The sequence below is a fragment of the Mesorhizobium sp. M0217 genome (assembly GCF_040321955.1).
GTDB lineage: Bacteria > Pseudomonadota > Alphaproteobacteria > Rhizobiales > Rhizobiaceae > Mesorhizobium.
Genome location: NZ_JAMYSN010000001.1, coordinates 727,050 through 744,759, shown reverse-complemented (window position 1 = coordinate 744,759; position 17,710 = coordinate 727,050). Strand labels below are relative to the sequence as shown.

Annotated in this window: 17 protein-coding genes; 8 read left to right on the top strand and 9 right to left on the bottom strand. The window is 63.7% G+C overall.

All coding sequences use genetic code 11. From position 1 onward, the window contains the following. Positions 1 to 138: 138 nt before the first annotated feature. Together kdpA and NKJ18_RS03670 are read right to left on the bottom strand one after the other, a co-directional pair. A complete protein-coding gene (kdpA, locus tag NKJ18_RS03675; protein WP_352757819.1) occupies positions 139 to 1,842 on the bottom strand; it encodes a potassium-transporting ATPase subunit KdpA in 1,704 nt (567 codons plus the stop codon). Between the two features lie 18 nt (positions 1,843 to 1,860). Continuing rightward, entirely contained in the window at positions 1,861 to 1,950 is a 90-nt protein-coding gene (locus NKJ18_RS03670) for a K(+)-transporting ATPase subunit F (protein ID WP_023669708.1), read from the bottom strand. Positions 1,951 to 2,352: 402 nt separating this feature from the next. Here NKJ18_RS03670 and NKJ18_RS03665 point away from each other — a divergent pair, with 402 nt between their 5' ends. After that, positions 2,353 to 4,143 carry a flavin-containing monooxygenase gene (locus NKJ18_RS03665; protein WP_023704186.1) on the top strand — a complete coding sequence of 597 codons (1,791 nt, stop codon included), beginning with the start codon at positions 2,353 to 2,355 and terminating at the stop codon, positions 4,141 to 4,143. A 155-nt stretch (positions 4,144 to 4,298) separates the two neighbouring features. Here NKJ18_RS03665 and NKJ18_RS03660 read toward each other — a convergent pair whose 3' ends face one another. After that, entirely contained in the window at positions 4,299 to 5,525 is a 1,227-nt protein-coding gene (locus NKJ18_RS03660) for an amidohydrolase/deacetylase family metallohydrolase (RefSeq protein ID WP_023704185.1), read from the bottom strand. 104 nt (positions 5,526 to 5,629) lie between these two features. Beyond that, positions 5,630 to 5,995 carry a RidA family protein gene (locus tag NKJ18_RS03655; protein WP_023683098.1) on the bottom strand — a complete coding sequence of 122 codons (366 nt, stop codon included), beginning with the start codon at positions 5,993 to 5,995 and terminating at the stop codon, positions 5,630 to 5,632. A gap of 175 nt (positions 5,996 to 6,170) precedes the next feature. Here NKJ18_RS03655 and NKJ18_RS03650 point away from each other — a divergent pair, with 175 nt between their 5' ends. Next, a complete protein-coding gene (locus NKJ18_RS03650; RefSeq protein WP_352757818.1) occupies positions 6,171 to 6,656 on the top strand; it encodes a hypothetical protein in 486 nt (161 codons plus the stop codon). Positions 6,657 to 6,796: 140 nt separating this feature from the next. Here NKJ18_RS03650 and NKJ18_RS03645 read toward each other — a convergent pair whose 3' ends face one another. After that, complete coding sequence (locus tag NKJ18_RS03645) at positions 6,797 to 7,027, bottom strand: hypothetical protein (protein WP_023669703.1); 231 nt, start codon at positions 7,025 to 7,027, stop codon at positions 6,797 to 6,799. Positions 7,028 to 7,173: 146 nt separating this feature from the next. On the opposite strand from NKJ18_RS03645, the gene NKJ18_RS03640 reads away from it, so the two are divergent. From NKJ18_RS03640 to NKJ18_RS03630, 3 genes are all read left to right on the top strand, one after another. Further along, on the top strand, positions 7,174 to 7,815 hold the full coding sequence (locus NKJ18_RS03640) for a glutathione S-transferase family protein (protein ID WP_023669702.1): 642 nt from the start codon (positions 7,174 to 7,176) through the stop codon (positions 7,813 to 7,815). A gap of 137 nt (positions 7,816 to 7,952) precedes the next feature. Continuing rightward, on the top strand, positions 7,953 to 9,455 hold the full coding sequence (locus NKJ18_RS03635; RefSeq protein WP_023737555.1) for a helicase HerA domain-containing protein: 1,503 nt from the start codon (positions 7,953 to 7,955) through the stop codon (positions 9,453 to 9,455). A gap of 128 nt (positions 9,456 to 9,583) precedes the next feature. Then, on the top strand, positions 9,584 to 10,549 hold the full coding sequence (locus tag NKJ18_RS03630) for a hypothetical protein (RefSeq protein ID WP_352757817.1): 966 nt from the start codon (positions 9,584 to 9,586) through the stop codon (positions 10,547 to 10,549). Positions 10,550 to 10,619: 70 nt separating this feature from the next. On the opposite strand, the gene NKJ18_RS03625 is transcribed toward NKJ18_RS03630, so the two are convergent. Next, entirely contained in the window at positions 10,620 to 11,063 is a 444-nt protein-coding gene (locus NKJ18_RS03625; protein WP_023683102.1) for an SRPBCC family protein, read from the bottom strand. A gap of 393 nt (positions 11,064 to 11,456) precedes the next feature. Here NKJ18_RS03625 and eglC point away from each other — a divergent pair, with 393 nt between their 5' ends. The 3 genes from eglC to NKJ18_RS03610 are packed head-to-tail and all read left to right on the top strand — an operon-like array spanning position 11,457 to position 15,965. After that, positions 11,457 to 12,881 (top strand): endo-1,3-1,4-beta-glycanase EglC, encoded by a 1,425-nt coding sequence (eglC, locus tag NKJ18_RS03620; protein ID WP_023669698.1) that lies wholly within the window; start codon positions 11,457 to 11,459, stop codon positions 12,879 to 12,881. Further along, complete coding sequence (locus tag NKJ18_RS03615) at positions 12,882 to 14,642, top strand: type I secretion system permease/ATPase (protein ID WP_023726478.1); 1,761 nt, start codon at positions 12,882 to 12,884, stop codon at positions 14,640 to 14,642. It abuts the gene before it with no gap. A 3-nt stretch (positions 14,643 to 14,645) separates the two neighbouring features. Next, positions 14,646 to 15,965: an HlyD family type I secretion periplasmic adaptor subunit gene (locus tag NKJ18_RS03610; RefSeq protein ID WP_023686534.1), complete on the top strand. Its 1,320-nt coding sequence runs from the start codon at positions 14,646 to 14,648 to the stop codon at positions 15,963 to 15,965. Here the strand turns inward: NKJ18_RS03610 and NKJ18_RS03605 are convergent. From NKJ18_RS03605 to NKJ18_RS03595, 3 genes are all read right to left on the bottom strand, one after another. After that, positions 15,952 to 16,266: a type II toxin-antitoxin system RelE/ParE family toxin gene (locus tag NKJ18_RS03605; protein WP_352757816.1), complete on the bottom strand. Its 315-nt coding sequence runs from the start codon at positions 16,264 to 16,266 to the stop codon at positions 15,952 to 15,954. The two genes, NKJ18_RS03610 and NKJ18_RS03605, sit on opposite strands and share 14 nt — an antisense overlap. Further along, positions 16,263 to 16,544 carry a type II toxin-antitoxin system ParD family antitoxin gene (locus NKJ18_RS03600; RefSeq protein WP_023669694.1) on the bottom strand — a complete coding sequence of 94 codons (282 nt, stop codon included), beginning with the start codon at positions 16,542 to 16,544 and terminating at the stop codon, positions 16,263 to 16,265. Before NKJ18_RS03600 ends, NKJ18_RS03605 begins: the two co-directional genes overlap by 4 nt. Before the next feature lie 68 nt (positions 16,545 to 16,612). After that, the gene (locus NKJ18_RS03595; RefSeq protein WP_352757815.1) at positions 16,613 to 17,608 is read right to left on the bottom strand and encodes a GlxA family transcriptional regulator; all 996 of its coding nucleotides are present in this window, start codon (positions 17,606 to 17,608) and stop codon (positions 16,613 to 16,615) included. Positions 17,609 to 17,710 lie beyond the last annotated feature (102 nt).

Sequence of the window (17,710 nt, the reverse complement as noted above, 5' to 3'; positions counted from 1 at the left end):
TCATGACTGCCGCGAGGCCGAGGAAGGTAGATACGCTGGGGAAGGGAGGGGGCGTTCCCTCCCCCTCATTGCCGGCTCGTGGGCCGGCTCGCGGCCGGGCCTTCATGCGTTTCGGGTAGAACCAGGACATGACAAGCCTCAGAATGTCTGGCCGTTGATGGCAGCCAGGTGCTCGACGATCGGTCCGATCGCCAGTGCCGGGAAGAAGGTCAGGCCGACGACGATCAGGATGACGCCGACGAGCAGGCCGACGAACAGCGGGCCGTCGGTCGGGAAGGTGCCGGCGGAAGCCGGAACCGTCTTCTTCGTCGCTAGCGAGCCGGCAATGGCAAGCGCTGGAATGATGACGAAGAAGCGACCCACCCACATGGAGATGCCGAGCGTGATGTTGTACCAGGGCGTGTTGCCGGAAAGGCCGCCAAAGGCCGAGCCGTTGTTGGCCGCCGCCGAAGTGTAGGCATAAAGAACCTCGGAGAAGCCATGCGGACCGCCATTGGCCATCGAGGCGACGGCGCTTGGCAGCACGACCGCTATTGCCGTGAAGACCAGCATGACCAGCGGCAGAGCTAGGATGGCGAGCATTGCCATCTTGACCTCCTTGGCCTCGATCTTCTTGCCGAGATATTCGGGCGTGCGGCCAACCATCAGGCCGGCGACGAACACGGTGATGACGATGAACATGACGATGCCGTAGAAGCCGGCGCCGACGCCGCCGACGATGACTTCGCCGAGCTGCATGTTGAGCATCGGGACCAGGCCGCCAAGTGCTGTGAACGAGTCATGCATGGCGTTCACCGCACCGCAGCTCGCAGCCGTGGTGATGACGGCGAATAGTGCCGAAGCGGCAATGCCGAAGCGGCTCTCCTTGCCTTCCATGTTGGCGCCGTCGACGCCCAGCGCATGGACCAGCGGATTGCCCGCGGCTTCCGCCCAGTAGCAGATAACGACGCCAGCGATGAACAGCACACCCATCGTGGCCAGGATCGCCCAGCCCTGGCGCTGGTTGCCGACCATGCGGCCGAAGACGTTGGTGAGTGCGGCACCCAGCGCGAAGATCGTCACCATCTGGATCATGTTGGAGATGGCGTCGGGGTTTTCGAAAGGATGCGCGGCGTTGGCGTTGAAGAAGCCGCCGCCATTGGTGCCGAGCATCTTGATGGCGACCTGCGAGGCGACCGGCCCAAGGGCGAGCGTCTGCTTGGCGCCTTCGAGCGTGGTGGCGTCGACATAAGGCCCGAGCGTCTGCGGCATGCCGAGCCAGACATAGACAAGGGTGAGCACGATGCTGAGCGGCAGCAGGATGTAGAGCGTGCAGCGGGTCATATCGACCCAGAAATTGCCGATCGATTTGGCCGAGGCGCGGGCGAAGCCGCGGATCAGCGCCACCGCAATGGAAATGCCGACGGCGGCGGACATGAAGTTCTGAACAGTCAGGCCGGCCATCTGCACGAGGTAGGACAACGTGCTTTCGCCGCCGTAATTCTGCCAGTTGGTGTTGGTGACGAAGCTGACGGCAGTGTTGAAGGCGAGATTGGGTTCGACCGATGCCATCCCGGCCGGATTGTAAGGCAGGACGCCCTGCAGGCGTTGCAGAAAGTACAGCACCAGGAAACCGGCAAGGCTGAAGAAGATGATTCCTGCCGCGTAGGTCGTCCAGTGCTGCTCCTCGCGCTCGCTGGTTCCCGAAATGCGGTAGAGGCCGCGCTCAACGGGCCCGAGTATGGGCGAGAGAAAGGTGCGATCGCCATTGAAGACGCGGTACATGTAGCCGCCGAGCGGCTTCACCAGCAAAACGACGATCCCGCAATAAACCAGGATCTGTATCCATCCGTTGAGTGTCATGGGTTTCCGTGCCTTGCTTCAGAAGCGTTCTGGGCGAACGAGGGCGTATGTCAGGTAGACGAGCAGGAACAAGGTCACGCCGCCACCGAGGATGTAATCGACAAGCATGGTGCGATCCTTCCGCTTAAAGAGCGTCGCAAGCTTTGATGTAGGCGAGGGAAAGACCGAAGAACAAAACCTCGATCCCGATGACGACGATGTCCATTTGTGTTGGTCCTTGCTTCTGCTTGTATTTGGCGCCAGCGACTGGCGAGCCAGAAATTCCATGAGAACGGCCCGCCGTAACTCTGGGGTCACGGCGTCCGCAGCGTTTTGCTCGAGATGGAATATGGACCCGATCGCCATAAAGGTTCGAGACGGGGCCGGGAGGAAAGATATAAAATTCCTATAAAGATTTCCGGGAGATGGCTCCGTTCCGGGCCGCTAGAAACCGACGCCATGATATCGCGACCCCTCTTGCGGCGGCTCCGTCTTTCGAAACAATGGGAACGCAAAACGAGGGAAAAACAGATGCTCGACATGGCACCATCGAAACAGGCGGCGACATGGCTTTGCGCGCTTGCACGGGCGCTGGAAGCTGATGACGCCGAGGCGGCCGCCAACCTGTTCGTCGAGGATTGCTACTGGCGCGATCTGCTGGCTTTCACCTGGAACATCACCACGATGGAAGGCCGCGATGAGATCCGCGACATGCTGCAAGCGACGCTGGCGGAAACGAAGCCCTCACACTGGACGCTGTCCGGCGAGGCGACCTCGGATGAGGGCACCGTCGAGGCCTGGTTCACGTTCGAAACGGCGGTCGCGCGGGGCGAAGGGATTGTGCGCCTTACGGACGGCCGCTGCCGGACCTTGTTCACGGCGGTGCGTGAGCTCAAGGGGTTCGAGGAACAAAAGGGACCGGCGCGGCCGCTTGGTATCCGTCACAAGGCCGATCCGAAGCGCGAAACCTGGGCGGAGGCGCGGGCGCGCGAGACGCGCGACCTCGGCGCCACCGAGCAGCCCTATTGCCTGGTGATCGGCGGCGGGCAGGGCGGCATCATGCTCGGCGCGCGGCTGAGGCAGCTCGGTGTGCCCACCATCATCATCGAGAAAAATGCGCGCCCCGGCGATTCCTGGCGCAACCGTTATCGCTCGCTCGTGCTCCACGATCCGGTCTGGTACGACCATCTGCCCTACATTCCGTTCCCGGAGAACTGGCCGGTGTTCACGCCCAAGGACAAGATGGGCGACTGGCTGGAGATGTACACCAGGGTGATGGAGCTCAACTACTGGGTCGCCACCAAATGCCTCAGCGCCAGCTATGACGAGGCCGAGAAGGTGTGGACTGTGGTGGTCGACCGCGTCGGCCGGCAGATCACGCTGAAGCCGAAGCACATTGTCTTTGCCACCGGCGCCTATGGCCCGCCACGCCAGATCGCGCTGCCCGGCGCCGAGACCTTCAAGGGCGAACTCCTGCATTCCAGCCAGTATGCAAGCGGCGAGAAATTCCGCGGCAGACGTGTCGCTGTCATCGGCGCGGCAAGCTCGGGGCACGATGTCAGCGTCGACCTCTGGGAGAGCGGCGCAGACGTCACCATGATCCAGCGGTCGCCGACGACAGTGGTGAAATCCGACACTCTGATGGAAGTCGGCTTCGAGATCTTCTCGGAAAAGGCTTTGGCGCGCGGCATCAGCACCGACAAGGCCGACCTGATCGTCGCGTCCACGCCGTTCGCGCTTGTACCCAAGGGCCAGCGGGATCTTTACGAGGTGATCAAGGCACGCGACGCAGACTTCTACGACCAGCTACGCGCCGCCGGCTTCGCCATCGATTTCGGGGAGGACGAGACCGGGCTGTTGATGAAGGCCTACCGCACCGGCTCCGGCTACTACATCGATGTCGGCGCCTGCGAACTGATCATCAATGGCGAGATCAAAGTGAAGAGCGGCGTCGGCATCAGTTCATTGACGCCGACCGGCATCCTGTTCGACGACCGCAGCGAGCTGGCCGTCGATGCGATCGTCGCCTGTACCGGCTACCAGTCGATGAACGAGACCGTGGCGGCCATCGTCTCGCGCGAGGTCGCCGACAAGGTCGGGCCATGCTGGGGCCTCGGCTCCGGCGTCAAGGGCGATCCCGGTCCTTGGCAAGGCGAGCTGCGCAACATGTGGAAGCCGACGGCGCAGGACGCGCTGTGGTTCCACGGCGGCAATCTGGCGCTGTCGCGGTTTTACTCGAAATATGTGGCGCTGCAGATCAAGGCGCGGATGGAAGGGATTGCGACGCCGGTGTTTGGGGCGGTGAGTAACGCAGGGCGCTAGCGATCTCCTCCCCCCTCGAGGGGGAGATGTCGCCGAAGGCGACAGAGGGGGTCGCCACGCGTGGAGCGCTGACCTTCATTCTCGGCAAGGAAGGTCGCGTCCGGTCGAACCGACCCCCTCTGGCCTGCCGGCCATCTCCCCCTCAAGGAGGGAGATTATCCACGCCCGAAATGCCGTGCCGCGACCTCGACATGCGTATGTGCCGCATGCGGCGCGAAGCGCTCGGTCTCGTTGTGGTCGGGCGCTTCGTTCGGCCACCAGACACCGCCGATAACAATGCCTTCTGAGACCAGCCGCTGATCCGCGATCAGCGCCGCACCGACCGCATCGACGAAGGTAAAGCGCCCGGGGCGCAGTCTCAGCACCGCGACATCGCCGACACCGCCAACTTTCAACGTCCCAAGCTCCGGCCTGGCGATCGCCTCGGCTGGCCTTTGCGTGGCGGCGCGCAGCACCTCGACCAGCGGCATGCCCAGCGCCATTAGCTTCGACATGCAGACCAGTATGTCGAAGGCCGGACCGTCGACGCAATAGAGATGCACGTCGCTGGAGATGACGTCGGGCGCGAGGCCCTCGGCCAGCATCGCTTTCGCCACGGCGAAGTCGAACGATCCCATGCCGTGGCCGATGTCGAAGATGACGCCGCGTTCGCGGGCCAGCCGCATGTCCGGCCGCACCGCGCCGGAGGCGAAGACCGGCGCGTTGGGGAACGGGCGAAAACAGTGCGTGAGGATGTCACCCTTGCGCAGGCGCGGCAGCACCTCGGAACGGCCGGGCGGCGGCTCGTCTATATGCGCCATCAGCGGCAGGCCGGCCCGGTCGGCGGCTTCCAGCGCGAGGTCCACCGGCGCGATGCCGCTGGTGCCGCCGGCATGCTTGCCGGAGCGCACTTTTACGCCGACGACGACACCGGCGTGCTCGCGCACCGCGGCCACCGTCTCGCGTGGCTCGCAGAGCCTGAGATCGCTGCATTCGCCGACAGAGACGCTTTGCGAGAAGCCGAATATGCCGGCAAAGGAGATGTTGACATAGGCCAGGATGCGCACCTTCGAGCGCTCGATGACATGGCGGCGAAAGCCCAGAAAATTGCCGGCGCCGGCGCTGCCGGCATCGATGAAGGTCGTGGTGCCGCTCTTGGCCGCCAGCCGGTCGGCGTCGACGCCCAGCGAGGTGCCGCCCCAATAGACATGGCTATGCAGGTCGATGAGGCCGGGCGTGACGATGCAATCACGAGCGTCGACTATCTTGGTGGCGTGCTCGGCATCGATCGCCGCCTCGATGGCCACGATGCGTCCGCCCGCAACGGCGACATCGCGCGGCGCGTCCAGGCCCGAGGCCGGATCGATCAGGCGGCCGCCCTTGATCAGGAGATCGAACTGCATCGGCGCCTGCCTCTCTTCGTTTTGGGGCATGATCTCTGGACAAAACGATTTCCGTTTGTCCGAGAAAACCCCGTCTCCACTTTTCGGGATCATGCCCCGGCTGGTCAAACCGGCCGGTAGGCGACGGCTTCGACCTCGATCTTGATGTCGATCATCAGCCGCGATTCGACCGTGGTGCGGGCCGGCGGATTCTTCGGGAAGTGCTTGGCGTAGACGGCATTGAAGGCGCCGAAGTCGCGCGCGTCCTCGAGCCAGACCGTGGTCTTGACGACATCGTCCATGGTGCAACCGGCCAGCGCGAGTGCCGCCTTCACATTCTGCAGCACCTGCTCGGTCTGCTCGGTGATGCCGCCCTTGACCACGATGCGGTCGCCGTCGACCGGCACCTGACCTGAGATGTAGACGAAATCCCCGGCGCGCACGGCCGGCGACAGCGGCACGTGGGATGTTCCAAAACACTCTTTGGGCAAGGGAAACTCCTGTTCAGAATGGCGGGCCGCGCCCCGTTTTCGCCGACCGCTCTACGCCTGTCCCGGTGATCCTCATAGGGGGCTTTTTGGAAAGCAACATTTTTCCAAACGCGTGTTGCTTTATCGCAGGCTCGCCAGCATCTTGCGCGTCGCATTTTCCCGACAGGAGATTTCAATGACCTTCGACAAGAACCCGTTTCCAGAGGGCGATGCGGATCGTCACGCGCTCTGGGAAATGCTGGTGCGGCGCGACATCGACGCCTTTATCGGTCAGGACTGGTCGATGGTCGAGGATGATTTCCTCGCCGACAGCTTCTTCGGCATGCATGCGCATTTCCTCAGCGATGCCGACGCCTGGCGTCTGCAATTCCCGAGCCTTGCCGTCTATCGCGACGAATGGCTGCGCAAGGCCAAGGAGACGGCGGCGGCCAGATTCGCCGAGCCGCTGCGCGAGGCGCTGTTTCGCGTCACCAACATGCGCGACATCGACGTCGATGGCGACCGCGCCGTGCTGCACAAGAAGTTCAACGGCTCGGTGGCCAAGGCCGATGGCAGCGTCGACAAGCTGAAATGGCAGACGCTGTATTTTTGCAGGAAGGTGGCGGGCCACTGGAAGATCGGCGGCTTCGTCGGCTACATGCCACATCCCTTGGGGATCTGAGTCTTGCCGCTCATGCTATTGCCGTCCTTCGCGCACGAAGACGTCCGCTTCCCGGGCTGCGGCTGTAAAAGCTCGGCGCGGCGCCAACCGAACTCACTCGAACTCAAGCGAGTTGAACGGCACAGGTTCGTCCCACAGGGCTAGCGGGAGCGGTGGTCGAACACGACCGCCATGGTCTTACCAATTGCCGCCATGACGACGAGTTCGACGAGATCGTCGTCGCTGTCGACACAGGTTGGATCCATGCGGCGGATGGCGTCGAGCGCCGCTCTAGTCGAGACGGTATCGCCAGCGCGGAATCTGGAAAGCGCAGAGGAAACAAGGTTCTGGGTTGTCACGTCGATGACAGGTACGCTCGGCACTACGTTCATGGCTTCCTCCTGCCAAGAACCCTCTCCCGAAGGAAATAATACGCCGAACAACGGCGTGTGCCAGCGGAATCGTGGTCCGACCAGATTGCCGGGAGGGCACGTTTGCGTGTTTGATAGGGTCGAGCCCACAGCGTCTAGGACCGGATATGAAACTGTACTTCAGCCGCAATCCCAATCCGCGCCTTGCGGTAGCAACGGCACGTCATCTGCAGGCCAAGGTCGAGTGTGAGTTCGCGGCACCCATGGCGCCCGGGCAGGCTGAGCGGTTTCGTCAGCTCAATCCCAATCTTACCCTGCCGATATTGGCATGGCCGGGCGGCAGCCTGTGGGAAGCCGACGCCATAGCCTGCCTTCTGTCGCGCGAAGCGGGTTCGGATTTCTGGCGCGGCGGCGATGACCAACCCGACATGATCCGCTGGCTGAGCTGGGGCAAGGACAATTTCGTCCGGGCCTGCGACATCGTTCATTTCGAGCGCGGCACCAAGCAGCGCTACGGGATTGGGCCTGTCGACCAGGGCAAGGTCGAGGAGGGGCTGGCGGAGTTCCGCATCGCGGCAGCGATTCTCGAGGCGGAGCTCGCCAAGCGGCCATGGCTTGTGGGCAAGTCGCTTTCCTATGCCGATTTCCGCATGGCGACGTTTTTGCCGTTCAACGATGCAGCCGGCCTGCCGCTGGCGGACTATCCCTCTGTTCTGGGTTGGTATCGCCGGCTCGAAGCCATCGATGCCTGGCGCGATTCCTTCGACGGGCTGGAAGCGCCGCTTCTGCCGCCGGTCAACTCCGCTTGATGTGCCTTCCCTTTGGGCAGATGGGCTGATGTGTGGCGCTTTGGGAGCATAGGTGTGGAACAGCGGGCGAGTTGCCATGGCGCGCTCGACGGCTCGCGGCCGGGTTGATAAGCCCTGTCCGCAAGGAGAGTCGTGACATGACCGTAGCCATCGAGATGGGACAGACGACGGCGGGTGCGTCGGCGGCGCTCGACCTTGAGGAGCTGCTGGCCACCCGGCTTCTGGTGCAGGGCAATTCCGGCTCCGGCAAATCGCACCTTTTGCGCCGGCTACTGGAGCAGAGCGCGCCCTGGGTGCAGCAGACCATCATCGACCCGGAAGGCGATTTCGTCTCGCTGGGCGACCATTACGGCCATCTGGTCATCGATGCCGAGGAGCATACGGAGCGTGGCCTGCAAGCAGCCGGCGAGCGGGCGCGCATCCATCGCGTCTCCACCGTGCTCAATCTCGAAGGGCTCGATGCCGAGAACCAGATGCGCCGCGCCGCTGCCTTTCTCGGCGGGTTGTTCGAGGTTGCCCGCGAGCATTGGTATCCGATGCTGGTGGTGGTCGACGAAGCGCAGCTGTTCGCGCCCGCCGTGGCAGGCGAAGTGTCCGACGAGGCGCGAAAGCTCTCGCTCGGCGCCATGACCAATCTGATGTGCCGCGGCCGCAAGCGCGGCCTTGCCGGCATCATCGCCACGCAGCGGCTGGCAAAGCTCGCCAAGAATGTCGCGGCGGAGGCGTCCAATTTCCTCATGGGCCGTACCTTCCTCGATATCGACATGGCGCGCGCCGCCGACCTTCTGGGCATGGAACGGCGTCAGGCCGAGGCGTTTCGAGACCTGGAGCGCGGGCACTTCATGGCGTTGGGCCCAGCGCTGTCGCGCCGTCCGCTGGGCGTGCGCATCGGCCAGACCGAGACCAGCCCGCGCAACGGTACGCCGCGGCTGATGGCAATGCCGGAAACAGCGCTTGAAGACGCGCGCGCCATCATCCTGGCGGCGCCGCCGCCCGAGACGATGCGCGCGCCGCGCCGGATGGCGTCGCCGGAGCTGCTCGACCAGCTGATGGCGGCCAAATCGGCAGCGATGGAGATCCGCCCGGAACCTGCGGAACCGGCGGTAAGCGCCGAGGATATGGCCGAGCGGCGAGAGCGGGTGGACCGTGTCCTGCGCGCCATCCTGGCGCAGCCCGATGCGGGTTTCCGCGTCATCGGCGTGCTTTATCAGGAGTTCGTCGTCCGCTGCCGCATCGAAGGCCTCGCTTCGGTGGTGCCGGACCTCTCAGAATTCCGTCGCATGCTGACGCGTGCCCGCGCCGGGCTCGGCGCCGACATGGCAGGCGATGACGCCTGGCAGGACGTTTCCGTGCGCGCCTCGCTGCTGCCCGAGGACATGCAGGGCGTGTTCATGATGATCGCCCGCGCCGCCAAGGAGGGCTGGCCGTGCCCGAGCGACGCGGCGATCGCGCGCGCCTACGGCTCGCATTCGCTGCGGCGCGCCCGGCGGCTGCTCACCTATATCGAGGAGCAGGGCCTCATCGTCTGCCAGCTCGACGGCACCGGCCGCCGCACGGTGACGCTGGTCGAGCTCGCCTGGGCGACGGCGCCGGGCGACCCCAATGCCGCGGAGGCGGAACAGGGCAGCCTGGCGCTGTGAAAGGCGAACAGGCAGCTACCTGACTTGCTTGCGCGGTTCTGAACAAGATGTGTTTCGCCGATCGGCGCGCGACGATTTATGATGGGTTTCCGAGAATCGCAGAACGGTTCGGGCGGGAGGGTTGTCCGGTGCGGTTGAAATCTCTGGCTGTCTTTGTCTTTGGCCTCCTCGCCATCGCCGGCATCGCCTTGACGATGTCTGCCCGGTCTTTTGCCGCGTCCTCCGATATACCGGCCTGGCTGCAGGCCCATGTCGGCAATGACGACGGCGAGATTTCGCAAGTGGTGCTGGAGCGGGCGCGCGCGCTTTACCTGAAAAAGGTCGCGCAAGGCGCGGTCCACAATGGCTGCTATTTCGCCATGGATGCGACGCGCCCCGGCGATCTCGGCAATGGCGTGCTAGGGCGGCGCTACTACGTCATTTGCGAGGCCAAGCAGTCGTTCAGGGCGATCTCGTCGGGCCATGGCGGCGGCCGCAATTTGAAAGGCGTGGTCGATTTCTCCAACGGGAAGCGCTGCGCGAGAAACTTCGGCAATGCCCTGGACTCGTCCTTGACGACCGGTGGCGCCTATATGACCGGCGAGGCAAAGACCTCATTCAAGGGTTTTTACCGCATCGGCGCAAAAAAAGACCAGGCGCTGCTGCGCACCTTCATCCAGTTCGACGGTGAGGGGGAGACGGCGAATGCCAGGCAGCGGGTGATCGGTGGCCACGCGGCGCGGCTGTTGCGCGGCATGTGCCTGCGCAAGAACCCGAACAGCTCCTATGCCGACCATGACGGCTTCGTGCCATACGGCAAGCTGGTGGATTATGCCGGCGGCCGCAGCAATGGCTGCACCAGCTGGTCGCCGTCCGACGCCGACCAGATCATTTCGATGGTGAAGGGCAATCCGACGACGCTCTATATCTACCCGGAATCGCGCGACATCACCGCCGTTGGTAAATCGGGCGCCTATTGGAATGCGTCCTGCCTGAAGGAGATCGGCAAGCCGAAATTCTGGCCGCGAAAGAGCCTTGAGCCGATCATCGCGCAATACGCCAAGGACAACCCGCCACCGCCGCCACAACCGTTGCCGATCTGCACCGGGCCGTGAGGGATGAGTCCTCGGCTCGGCATTGTCGGCGGCGCGGACTGGCTGGGCGGCGCCGCCGATCCGATGGGCTCTACTGATTGATCTCGGGTTCGACGAGCTTTGCCAGATTGCGCAGCGACTCCTGCCAGCCGAGATAGCAGGCTTCGGCCGGAATAACGTCCGGAATGCCGGCCTGCGTGATGTCGAGTTCCGTGCCGACCGACACTTTCTTCAGGAGCACGGTCACTTCGATCTGGCCGGGCAAATTGGGGTCGTCGAACCTGTCGGTGTAGCGCAGGCGCTCGCCGGGAACGAGTTCGAGATATTCGCCGCCGAAGGAATGGCTGCCGCCCGTCGTGAAGTTTCGGAACGACATCTTGAAGGCGCCACCGACTTTCGCGTCGAAGCTGTGCACGGTGCAAGTGAAGCCGTTCGGCGGAAGCCATTTCGCCAGCGCGTCGGCTTCTGTGAATGCGCGGTAGACCTTCTCCGGGCTGGTCGTCAGAACGCGGTGCAAACGTACGGTGCTTGGCATCTCTTCGGTATCCTTTGTGGTTTCGTTGTTCGATGCCCCAAGGACGGGTGAACCTCACCCGGTCCGACATAGCCTGTCAAATTTTCTTGAGCCCTTTGCCGGCAGCCATCCGCCCGCGACTTCGAGTCGCCGCCTCAGGCAGGCGGTCGTGTCGCGTCATTGCCTAACCTTTCGGCGCGGATCTCACAATTTATTAAAATTGTAAGTCTCTCCTACAAAGTTGTATTAGGATCAGCTTAACGCCTTCGGCATTATCTATTAAATGATGGGCGACGATCTCCTTGGTGTACTATAGAATGATTCCCTGGAACGACGGATCAATTTAAGAGTTGATCCGAATGGTCGCTCGAAGGTTGTCGAACGACCAAGGCAGCACGCGCAAGGAGTGTCGGAATGACCACAGTCCTCAACGCCAAAGGCATTCCACTTCCCTATACCGGCGCTTCCACCCATTGGTTCTCGGCGACTGGAGGCGCGCCTTACCGCTACGGCACCTCGGGCAACGATTCCTTCTGGGGCGACACCAACGTCAAGGTCACCATGTATGGCGGCGCGGGCGACGACTATTACCATCTCTATTCGACGATCAACAAAGCGGTCGAGAACTACGGCGCGGGCGTCGACACGATCGATACCTGGATGAGCTACAAGCTGCCCGCCAATTTCGAGAACCTCGTCGTCACCGGCGACGGCCACTATGCCTTCGGCAATGCTCAGGACAACATCATAACGGGCGGCGCTGGCAGCCAGACGCTGGACGGCGGCAAGGGCAATGACGTGCTGATCGGCGGCGCCGGCGCCGACACCTTCATCATCACCAAGGGCAATGGCAGCGACCTTATCTCCGATTTCGGCGCGACCGACACGGTGCGCCTCAACGGCTATGCCTTCACCTCGTTCGAGGCCGTCCACGCCAATATGGTCCAGGTGGGATCGAACGTGCAGCTGAACCTCGGCTCGAGCGAGGTGCTGGTGTTCCACAACACCACGATCGACAAGTTTCAGCCCGGCCAGTTCGAGCTGCCGATCGACAAGACCGGCATGACGCTGTCCTTCAACGACGATTTCAACACGCTGAGCCTGTGGAACGGCCAGAGCGGCATCTGGGATTCCAATTTCTGGTGGGGGGCGCAGAACGGCAGCTCGCAGCCCCAGAACGGCGAGCTGCAATGGTATATCGACGCCAATTATGCGCCGACCAGCTCGGTCCATCCGTTCAGCGTCGCAAGCGGCGTGCTCACCATAACCGCGGCGCATGCGCCCGACGACATCAAGCCGCTGATCAACAATTACGAATACACTTCCGGCATACTGACGACGCACGACACCTTCTCGCAGACCTATGGCTATTTCGAAATGCGGGCCGATCTCCCGGAAAATGCCGGCGCGTGGCCGGCCTTCTGGCTTCTGCCCGAAGACGGTTCATGGCCCCCGGAACTCGACGTGATCGAAATGTATGGGCAGAACCCGAATGCGCTTCTCATGACCGCGCACACAAATGAGACGGGAACCCACACCACGGTCGGGTCGACGGTGAATGTCTCCAACACCGACGGCTATCACACCTATGGCCTGTTGTGGACGCCGGACAAGCTGGTCTGGACCTATGATGGCGTCCAGGTCGCGGAAGCGGCGACGCCGTCCGATATGAACAAGCCCATGTATATGCTGGTCGACCTTGCGGTCGGCGGTCAAGCCGGCGCGCCGCCCGACCATCTGGCGACGCCCGCGCAAATGAAGATCGACTATATCCACGCCTATACGCTGAACGATTTGCAGCAGAGCCATCTGAGCACGACAGCCGAGCACGCCGTCTAGATGTCACGGGACCGCGCGCCACTCAGCGATGCGGCCATCGGCCTGCGCCCGGTTTTCCTGCGCGGCATCGCCGATATCGGCATCTTTTCGTTGCTGATCAACATCCTGCTCCTGGTGATCCCGCTCTATCTGCTGCAGGTCTATGACCGGGTGTTGCCGTCCTCCAGCGTCGAGACGCTGCTTTATCTCTCGGCCATGGCGGTCCTCGCGCTCGCCTTCCTCGGCCTGCTGGACGCGGTCCGCGCCGTCTACGCGCAACGTGTTGCGGCCACCGTCGACCAGAAACTGGGCGCGCGGACATTCGCCGCCTCGCTTGGCGCCAGACATGCCGGCAGCGGGCTGTCGCCGCTGAACGACCTTGCCACGACTTGCGCCTTCATCAGGTCGCGCGGCGTGGCGGTGTTGTTCGACCTGCCGTTTGCGCCCGTCTTCCTGGCCTTGCTCTATTTCATCCATCCCGTCCTGTTCTGGCTGACGCTCGCCGGCGCCGTGCTGCTGTTTCTCTTGGTCGTGGCCAACCAGCTTGCCATCGGCAGGAACGATGCCATGTCGGCGGAACGCTCGGCGGTGGCCAGCCAGGCGGAGCAGGCCTTCGCCCGCAACACCGACACGCTGCGCGCCATGGGCATGGTGCAAAATGCCGCCGCGGTCTGGGGACGGCACGTTGCTGAGGCGCTGACCCTGCATGACCGTTCCGGAAGCGCCAATGCGATCTTCAGCGCGACGTCGCGGGCGCTGCGCATGATGCTGCAACTGGCGATCCTCGGCGCCGGCGCGTGGCTGGTGCTACAAGGGCAGATGACCGCCGGCATGATCTTCGCTTCGTCGCTGGTGTCGTCGCGCGCGCTGCAGCCGCTCGACCAGCTGATCGGATCCTGGCGGCAGATCGTCGACGCCAAGCGATGCTGGAAGCGGCTGGACACCGCCCTTGCGGCGCAACCAGCGCAGGGGCGCAAGCTCGCACTGCCCGATCCATTGGGCGCGATTTCGGTGCAGGATCTGTTCTTCATCGCGCCGACTGCGGCTTTCGGCACGGAGCCCATCCTCAAGCGGTTGAATTTTGCCATCGGCGCCGGCGAAGCGGTGGCGATCGTCGGCCCGAGCGGGGCCGGCAAATCGACGCTGGCGAAATTGCTTGTGGGCGCGCTGCAGCCGACCGGCGGCGCGGTCAGGGTCGACGGCGCCGACCTGAGGAGCTGGGGCGAAACCCAGCTTGGCAGGCATATCGGCTATCTCGCGCAGGAGGTGGAGCTTTTCCCGGGATCGATCGCGCAAAATGTCGCCCGCTTCGAACCCGACGCCGATGACGCCGCGATCGTCGAAGCGGCCAGGCGCGCCGAGGCGCATGAGCTGATTCTCACGCTGCGCGACGGCTATCAGACCATGATAGGCCCGTCGCATACCGTGCTGTCGGGCGGCGAGCGCCAGCGGATAGGGCTGGCGCGCGCCTTCTACGGCAAGCCACGCATGCTGGTGCTGGACGAGCCCAACGCCCATCTCGACGGCAGTGGGGAGGCGGCGCTCGAAGGGATGCTTTCGGCCGCGCGAAGTGTAAGCGTCACGACAGTCGTCATCACGCATCGCCCTTCGATCGCCGCGGCCTGCGACCGCGTCATGGTCCTGCGCAACGGCATGGTCGAAGCTTTCGGCCCTGCGAGCGAGGTGCTGAGGCAACCGGCGGCCGGCAAGGCCGGGAGCGCGGTGGTGACAGGCTCGTTCGTGCCGACCGTGCGCCCGCACAGCGTCCGCTTCGGGTCATAGACGATGATGCAGCAGAGCCTCGCCTTCGAAGGTCGACCGCGCACCGACTTCCGCCGCATGGCCGTCGTCGGCTACGTGGCCATAGCGCTCTTCGTCGGCTGCTTCGGCTATTGGGCGGCGAACGCGCCGCTCTCCGGCGCGGTGATCACCTCCGGCACGATCTCGGCAACGGGCGGCAACATCCTCATCCAGCACCCCGAGGGCGGCATCATCGAGCAGTTGCTGGTGCATGAAGGCGACCGCGTGCAACAAGGCGAACCGCTGGTCCTCCTCGACCGCACGGCGGCCGAGGCCGACCTCAACCGGCTGACCAGACAGTCGATCGCGCTCAGGGCAAGTGCCGCGCGGCTGGAGGCCGAGCGCGACGGATCGGACAGGCTGGCGCCGATCGCCGAAGCAGCACCCGCGCCGTTCCAGAGGGATTTCGACAATCTGGTGCACGAACAGCAGAAGGAGTTCGAGGCCAGGCTCGCCCGGTTCCGCTCCGAGCAGTCGATCCTGGCGCAGCGCGTCGCCATGCATCGTGAGTCGGCGCTGGGACTGGACGCGCAGAAACTGGCCATCCAGCAACAGGCCGAGATCGTGAAGAAGGAACTCGGCATCAAGACCGGCCTGCTCGACAAGGGTCTCACCAACCGCAGCGAATATTCGCAGCTTCTGCGCAGCGAGGCCGATCTGGTCGGCCAGGCCGGCGCGCTGGAGGCGGATATCGCAGCGACCAAGACGCAGATCGTCGAAGCCCAGGCGCAGATCGAGCGGGCGACGACGCAACGCGTAGAGGACGCGCTGACCAAGCTCGACGAGGTCCGCACCAGCCTGGCCGACATCGGCGAACAGATCACCGCAGCCGAGGCGGTGCTGGGGCGCACGACGATCAAGGCGCCGGCAGCCGGCATCGTGGTATCGTCGACCTACAACTCCAAAGGCAGCGTGATTGCGCCGGGGCAGAAGATCATGGAGATCCTGCCGACCGCGTCGGGCCTCATCGTCGACGCGAAGCTGCGGCCGAAGGACGTGGATCTGGTTCGCGTCGGCCAGCCGGCGAAGCTCAGGCTGTCCGCCCTGAACGCGCGCCTCACCCCTGAGGTCCCGGCTACGGTGACGCAAATTTCCGCCGACCGGCTGATCGATGAAACCACGCATGAGGCGTATTTCCGCGCCAGGCTGAAGATCACCGACACGCTGCCGCAGGGCGTGAAAGCCGAGCAGCTTTACCCGGGAACGCCGGTCGAGGCGTTTATCAGTACCGGCGACCGAACCTTCCTCGAATATCTGGCGCGGCCGATGCTGGACTCGTTCGCGCGGGCGTTCACGGAGCGATAGGCGCCAACTCGTCCTCCCAGTTGACGCCGCCGTAGAACACCCTGAGAATCACCACCTGGTCGCCTTCTACGGTGAAGGCCACAGTCAGGCGGCGCTCGAAGCCAACGATGCGAAGCCCCGGCCGCACATCATCCCTTACGGTTCCGCGTTCCGAGGCATAGTCGAGACCCAGGCAAAATCGCTCGATCCGCTCGATGTAGCGAAGGGCGGTGAGGTTGCCGGATGCGTGAGCGACCGTATCGTATATCCATAACAGGTCCGTCTGGGCTTCCGGCAAAAGGACAACATGCCGGCGCTTCACACGTTCCCCTTGAGGCGAGCTGCGTGATGTGCGCGAATGCTGTCAAAAGACTTGTCGGCCGGGATGGCCTGGGAGGGGTCTGCCTTCCACCTATCATAGGTCGGCGCGACCTCCTCACGCAGCCAGCGCTCCACGGCGGCGTCGCGTTCCTGCAATGCGCGAAGACCGGCGCGGATCACTTCACTGCTGGTCGCGTATGTGCCGGACCGAACGAGCTGGTCGATGAAAGCAGCCTGCTCGGCCGGCAGGCTGAAGGTGCGTTTTTCGGTGGCGGACATGGATCCCTCCTATCAGGTTGGTATGATATTATCATACCAACGGCGAGATCGCACGCCCCAATATAGGCTTAGGGACCGCTCCCCTTGCCGTCGGCAAAGACACCGGACATTCGGTTCGGATGCCTGAGATGGGTCGGCGTGATACCGGTCTGATGGCGGAAGACACGGCTGAAATGGCCGGCATTGGGAAAACCGCAGCGGTAGGCGATGTCGCCGATTGCCAAGTCGCTCCCCTCCAGCAGCGACTTGGCCTGATGTACGCGCAGCGCAAGATAGGCGGCCATCGGGCCGATGCCGAGCTCGGCGCCGAACAGCCGCTCAAGCTGGCGCCGGGATAAATGCAACCGGCCCGCGATCTCGGCGACCGACAGCGTCTCCTGGAGATTGCTTTCCATCAGAAGCAGCGCCCGTTTCACCGCTCGGCTCGACGCGGCCGGAAAGAGATCGCCGACGGGCTGCACATCCAGGCTCGAGCGGATGCGGTCGAGCACGAGGATCTTGGCGGCTTTTTCCGCAGCCTTGCGGCCGATGAACTGCGACACGAAATGGCCGGCAAGGTCGGCCGCACCCGTGCCTCCGGCGCAGGTCGAGCGGCCCCTATCGACGGAAAACAGGCTGTCGGCATGGGCGTTCACATCAGGGAATTGGCTGCGGAAATCCTTGATGTGAAACCAGCTGACGGCAGCACTGTAGCCATCGAGCAGACCGTAGCGCGCGAGCACGAAGCTGCCGGTGCAGAGTGCCGTCAGCGGCACGCCCTTTTCGGCCGCCCGCAACAGGAAGGCCTCCTTTTCGGAGCTGAGGTTGCGGTTGGTGTCGAGCAGGCCACCGACCACGACGACATTGTCGAACTCCTGCGGATTGCCGATCGCCTTGGTCGGCAGCAGCTCGACACCGGAACTCGCCCGGATCGGCAGGCCACGCTCGCCGACGATCTCCCAGTCGAACTCGATCCGGCGGCTGCGGTCGCCTTCATCGCCGGCGAGCCGCAGCGTGTCGATGAACAGCGACAGCGGCGACAGCGTGAAGTCGCGAACCAAGAGAAACGCAAACCGCCTGGCCATTGTTGCTCCGAAACCGTTCCTTCGGGTGGATGGAAGCAAAGATGTCGCACAGGCGAGCACGCGGCGCTTTTCAGGAGAAGCCACCGGATGTCGGAGATGAGA

Excerpts from the sequence above, each read along its gene's own strand:
- kdpA (WP_352757819.1), bottom strand. The coding sequence starts at position 1,842 with ATGACACTCAACGGATGGATACAGATCCTGGTTTATTGCGGGATCGTC.
- NKJ18_RS03670 (WP_023669708.1), bottom strand. The coding sequence starts at position 1,950 with ATGCTTGTCGATTACATCCTCGGTGGCGGCGTGACCTTGTTCCTGCTC.
- NKJ18_RS03665 (WP_023704186.1), top strand. The coding sequence starts at position 2,353 with ATGCTCGACATGGCACCATCGAAACAGGCGGCGACATGGCTTTGCGCG.
- NKJ18_RS03660 (WP_023704185.1), bottom strand. The coding sequence starts at position 5,525 with ATGCAGTTCGATCTCCTGATCAAGGGCGGCCGCCTGATCGATCCGGCC.
- NKJ18_RS03650 (WP_352757818.1), top strand. The coding sequence starts at position 6,171 with ATGACCTTCGACAAGAACCCGTTTCCAGAGGGCGATGCGGATCGTCAC.
- NKJ18_RS03645 (WP_023669703.1), bottom strand. The coding sequence starts at position 7,027 with ATGAACGTAGTGCCGAGCGTACCTGTCATCGACGTGACAACCCAGAAC.
- NKJ18_RS03640 (WP_023669702.1), top strand. The coding sequence starts at position 7,174 with ATGAAACTGTACTTCAGCCGCAATCCCAATCCGCGCCTTGCGGTAGCA.
- NKJ18_RS03635 (WP_023737555.1), top strand. The coding sequence starts at position 7,953 with ATGACCGTAGCCATCGAGATGGGACAGACGACGGCGGGTGCGTCGGCG.
- NKJ18_RS03625 (WP_023683102.1), bottom strand. The coding sequence starts at position 11,063 with ATGCCAAGCACCGTACGTTTGCACCGCGTTCTGACGACCAGCCCGGAG.
- eglC (WP_023669698.1), top strand. The coding sequence starts at position 11,457 with ATGACCACAGTCCTCAACGCCAAAGGCATTCCACTTCCCTATACCGGC.
- NKJ18_RS03615 (WP_023726478.1), top strand. The coding sequence starts at position 12,882 with ATGTCACGGGACCGCGCGCCACTCAGCGATGCGGCCATCGGCCTGCGC.
- NKJ18_RS03610 (WP_023686534.1), top strand. The coding sequence starts at position 14,646 with ATGATGCAGCAGAGCCTCGCCTTCGAAGGTCGACCGCGCACCGACTTC.
- NKJ18_RS03600 (WP_023669694.1), bottom strand. The coding sequence starts at position 16,544 with ATGTCCGCCACCGAAAAACGCACCTTCAGCCTGCCGGCCGAGCAGGCT.
- NKJ18_RS03595 (WP_352757815.1), bottom strand. The coding sequence starts at position 17,608 with ATGGCCAGGCGGTTTGCGTTTCTCTTGGTTCGCGACTTCACGCTGTCG.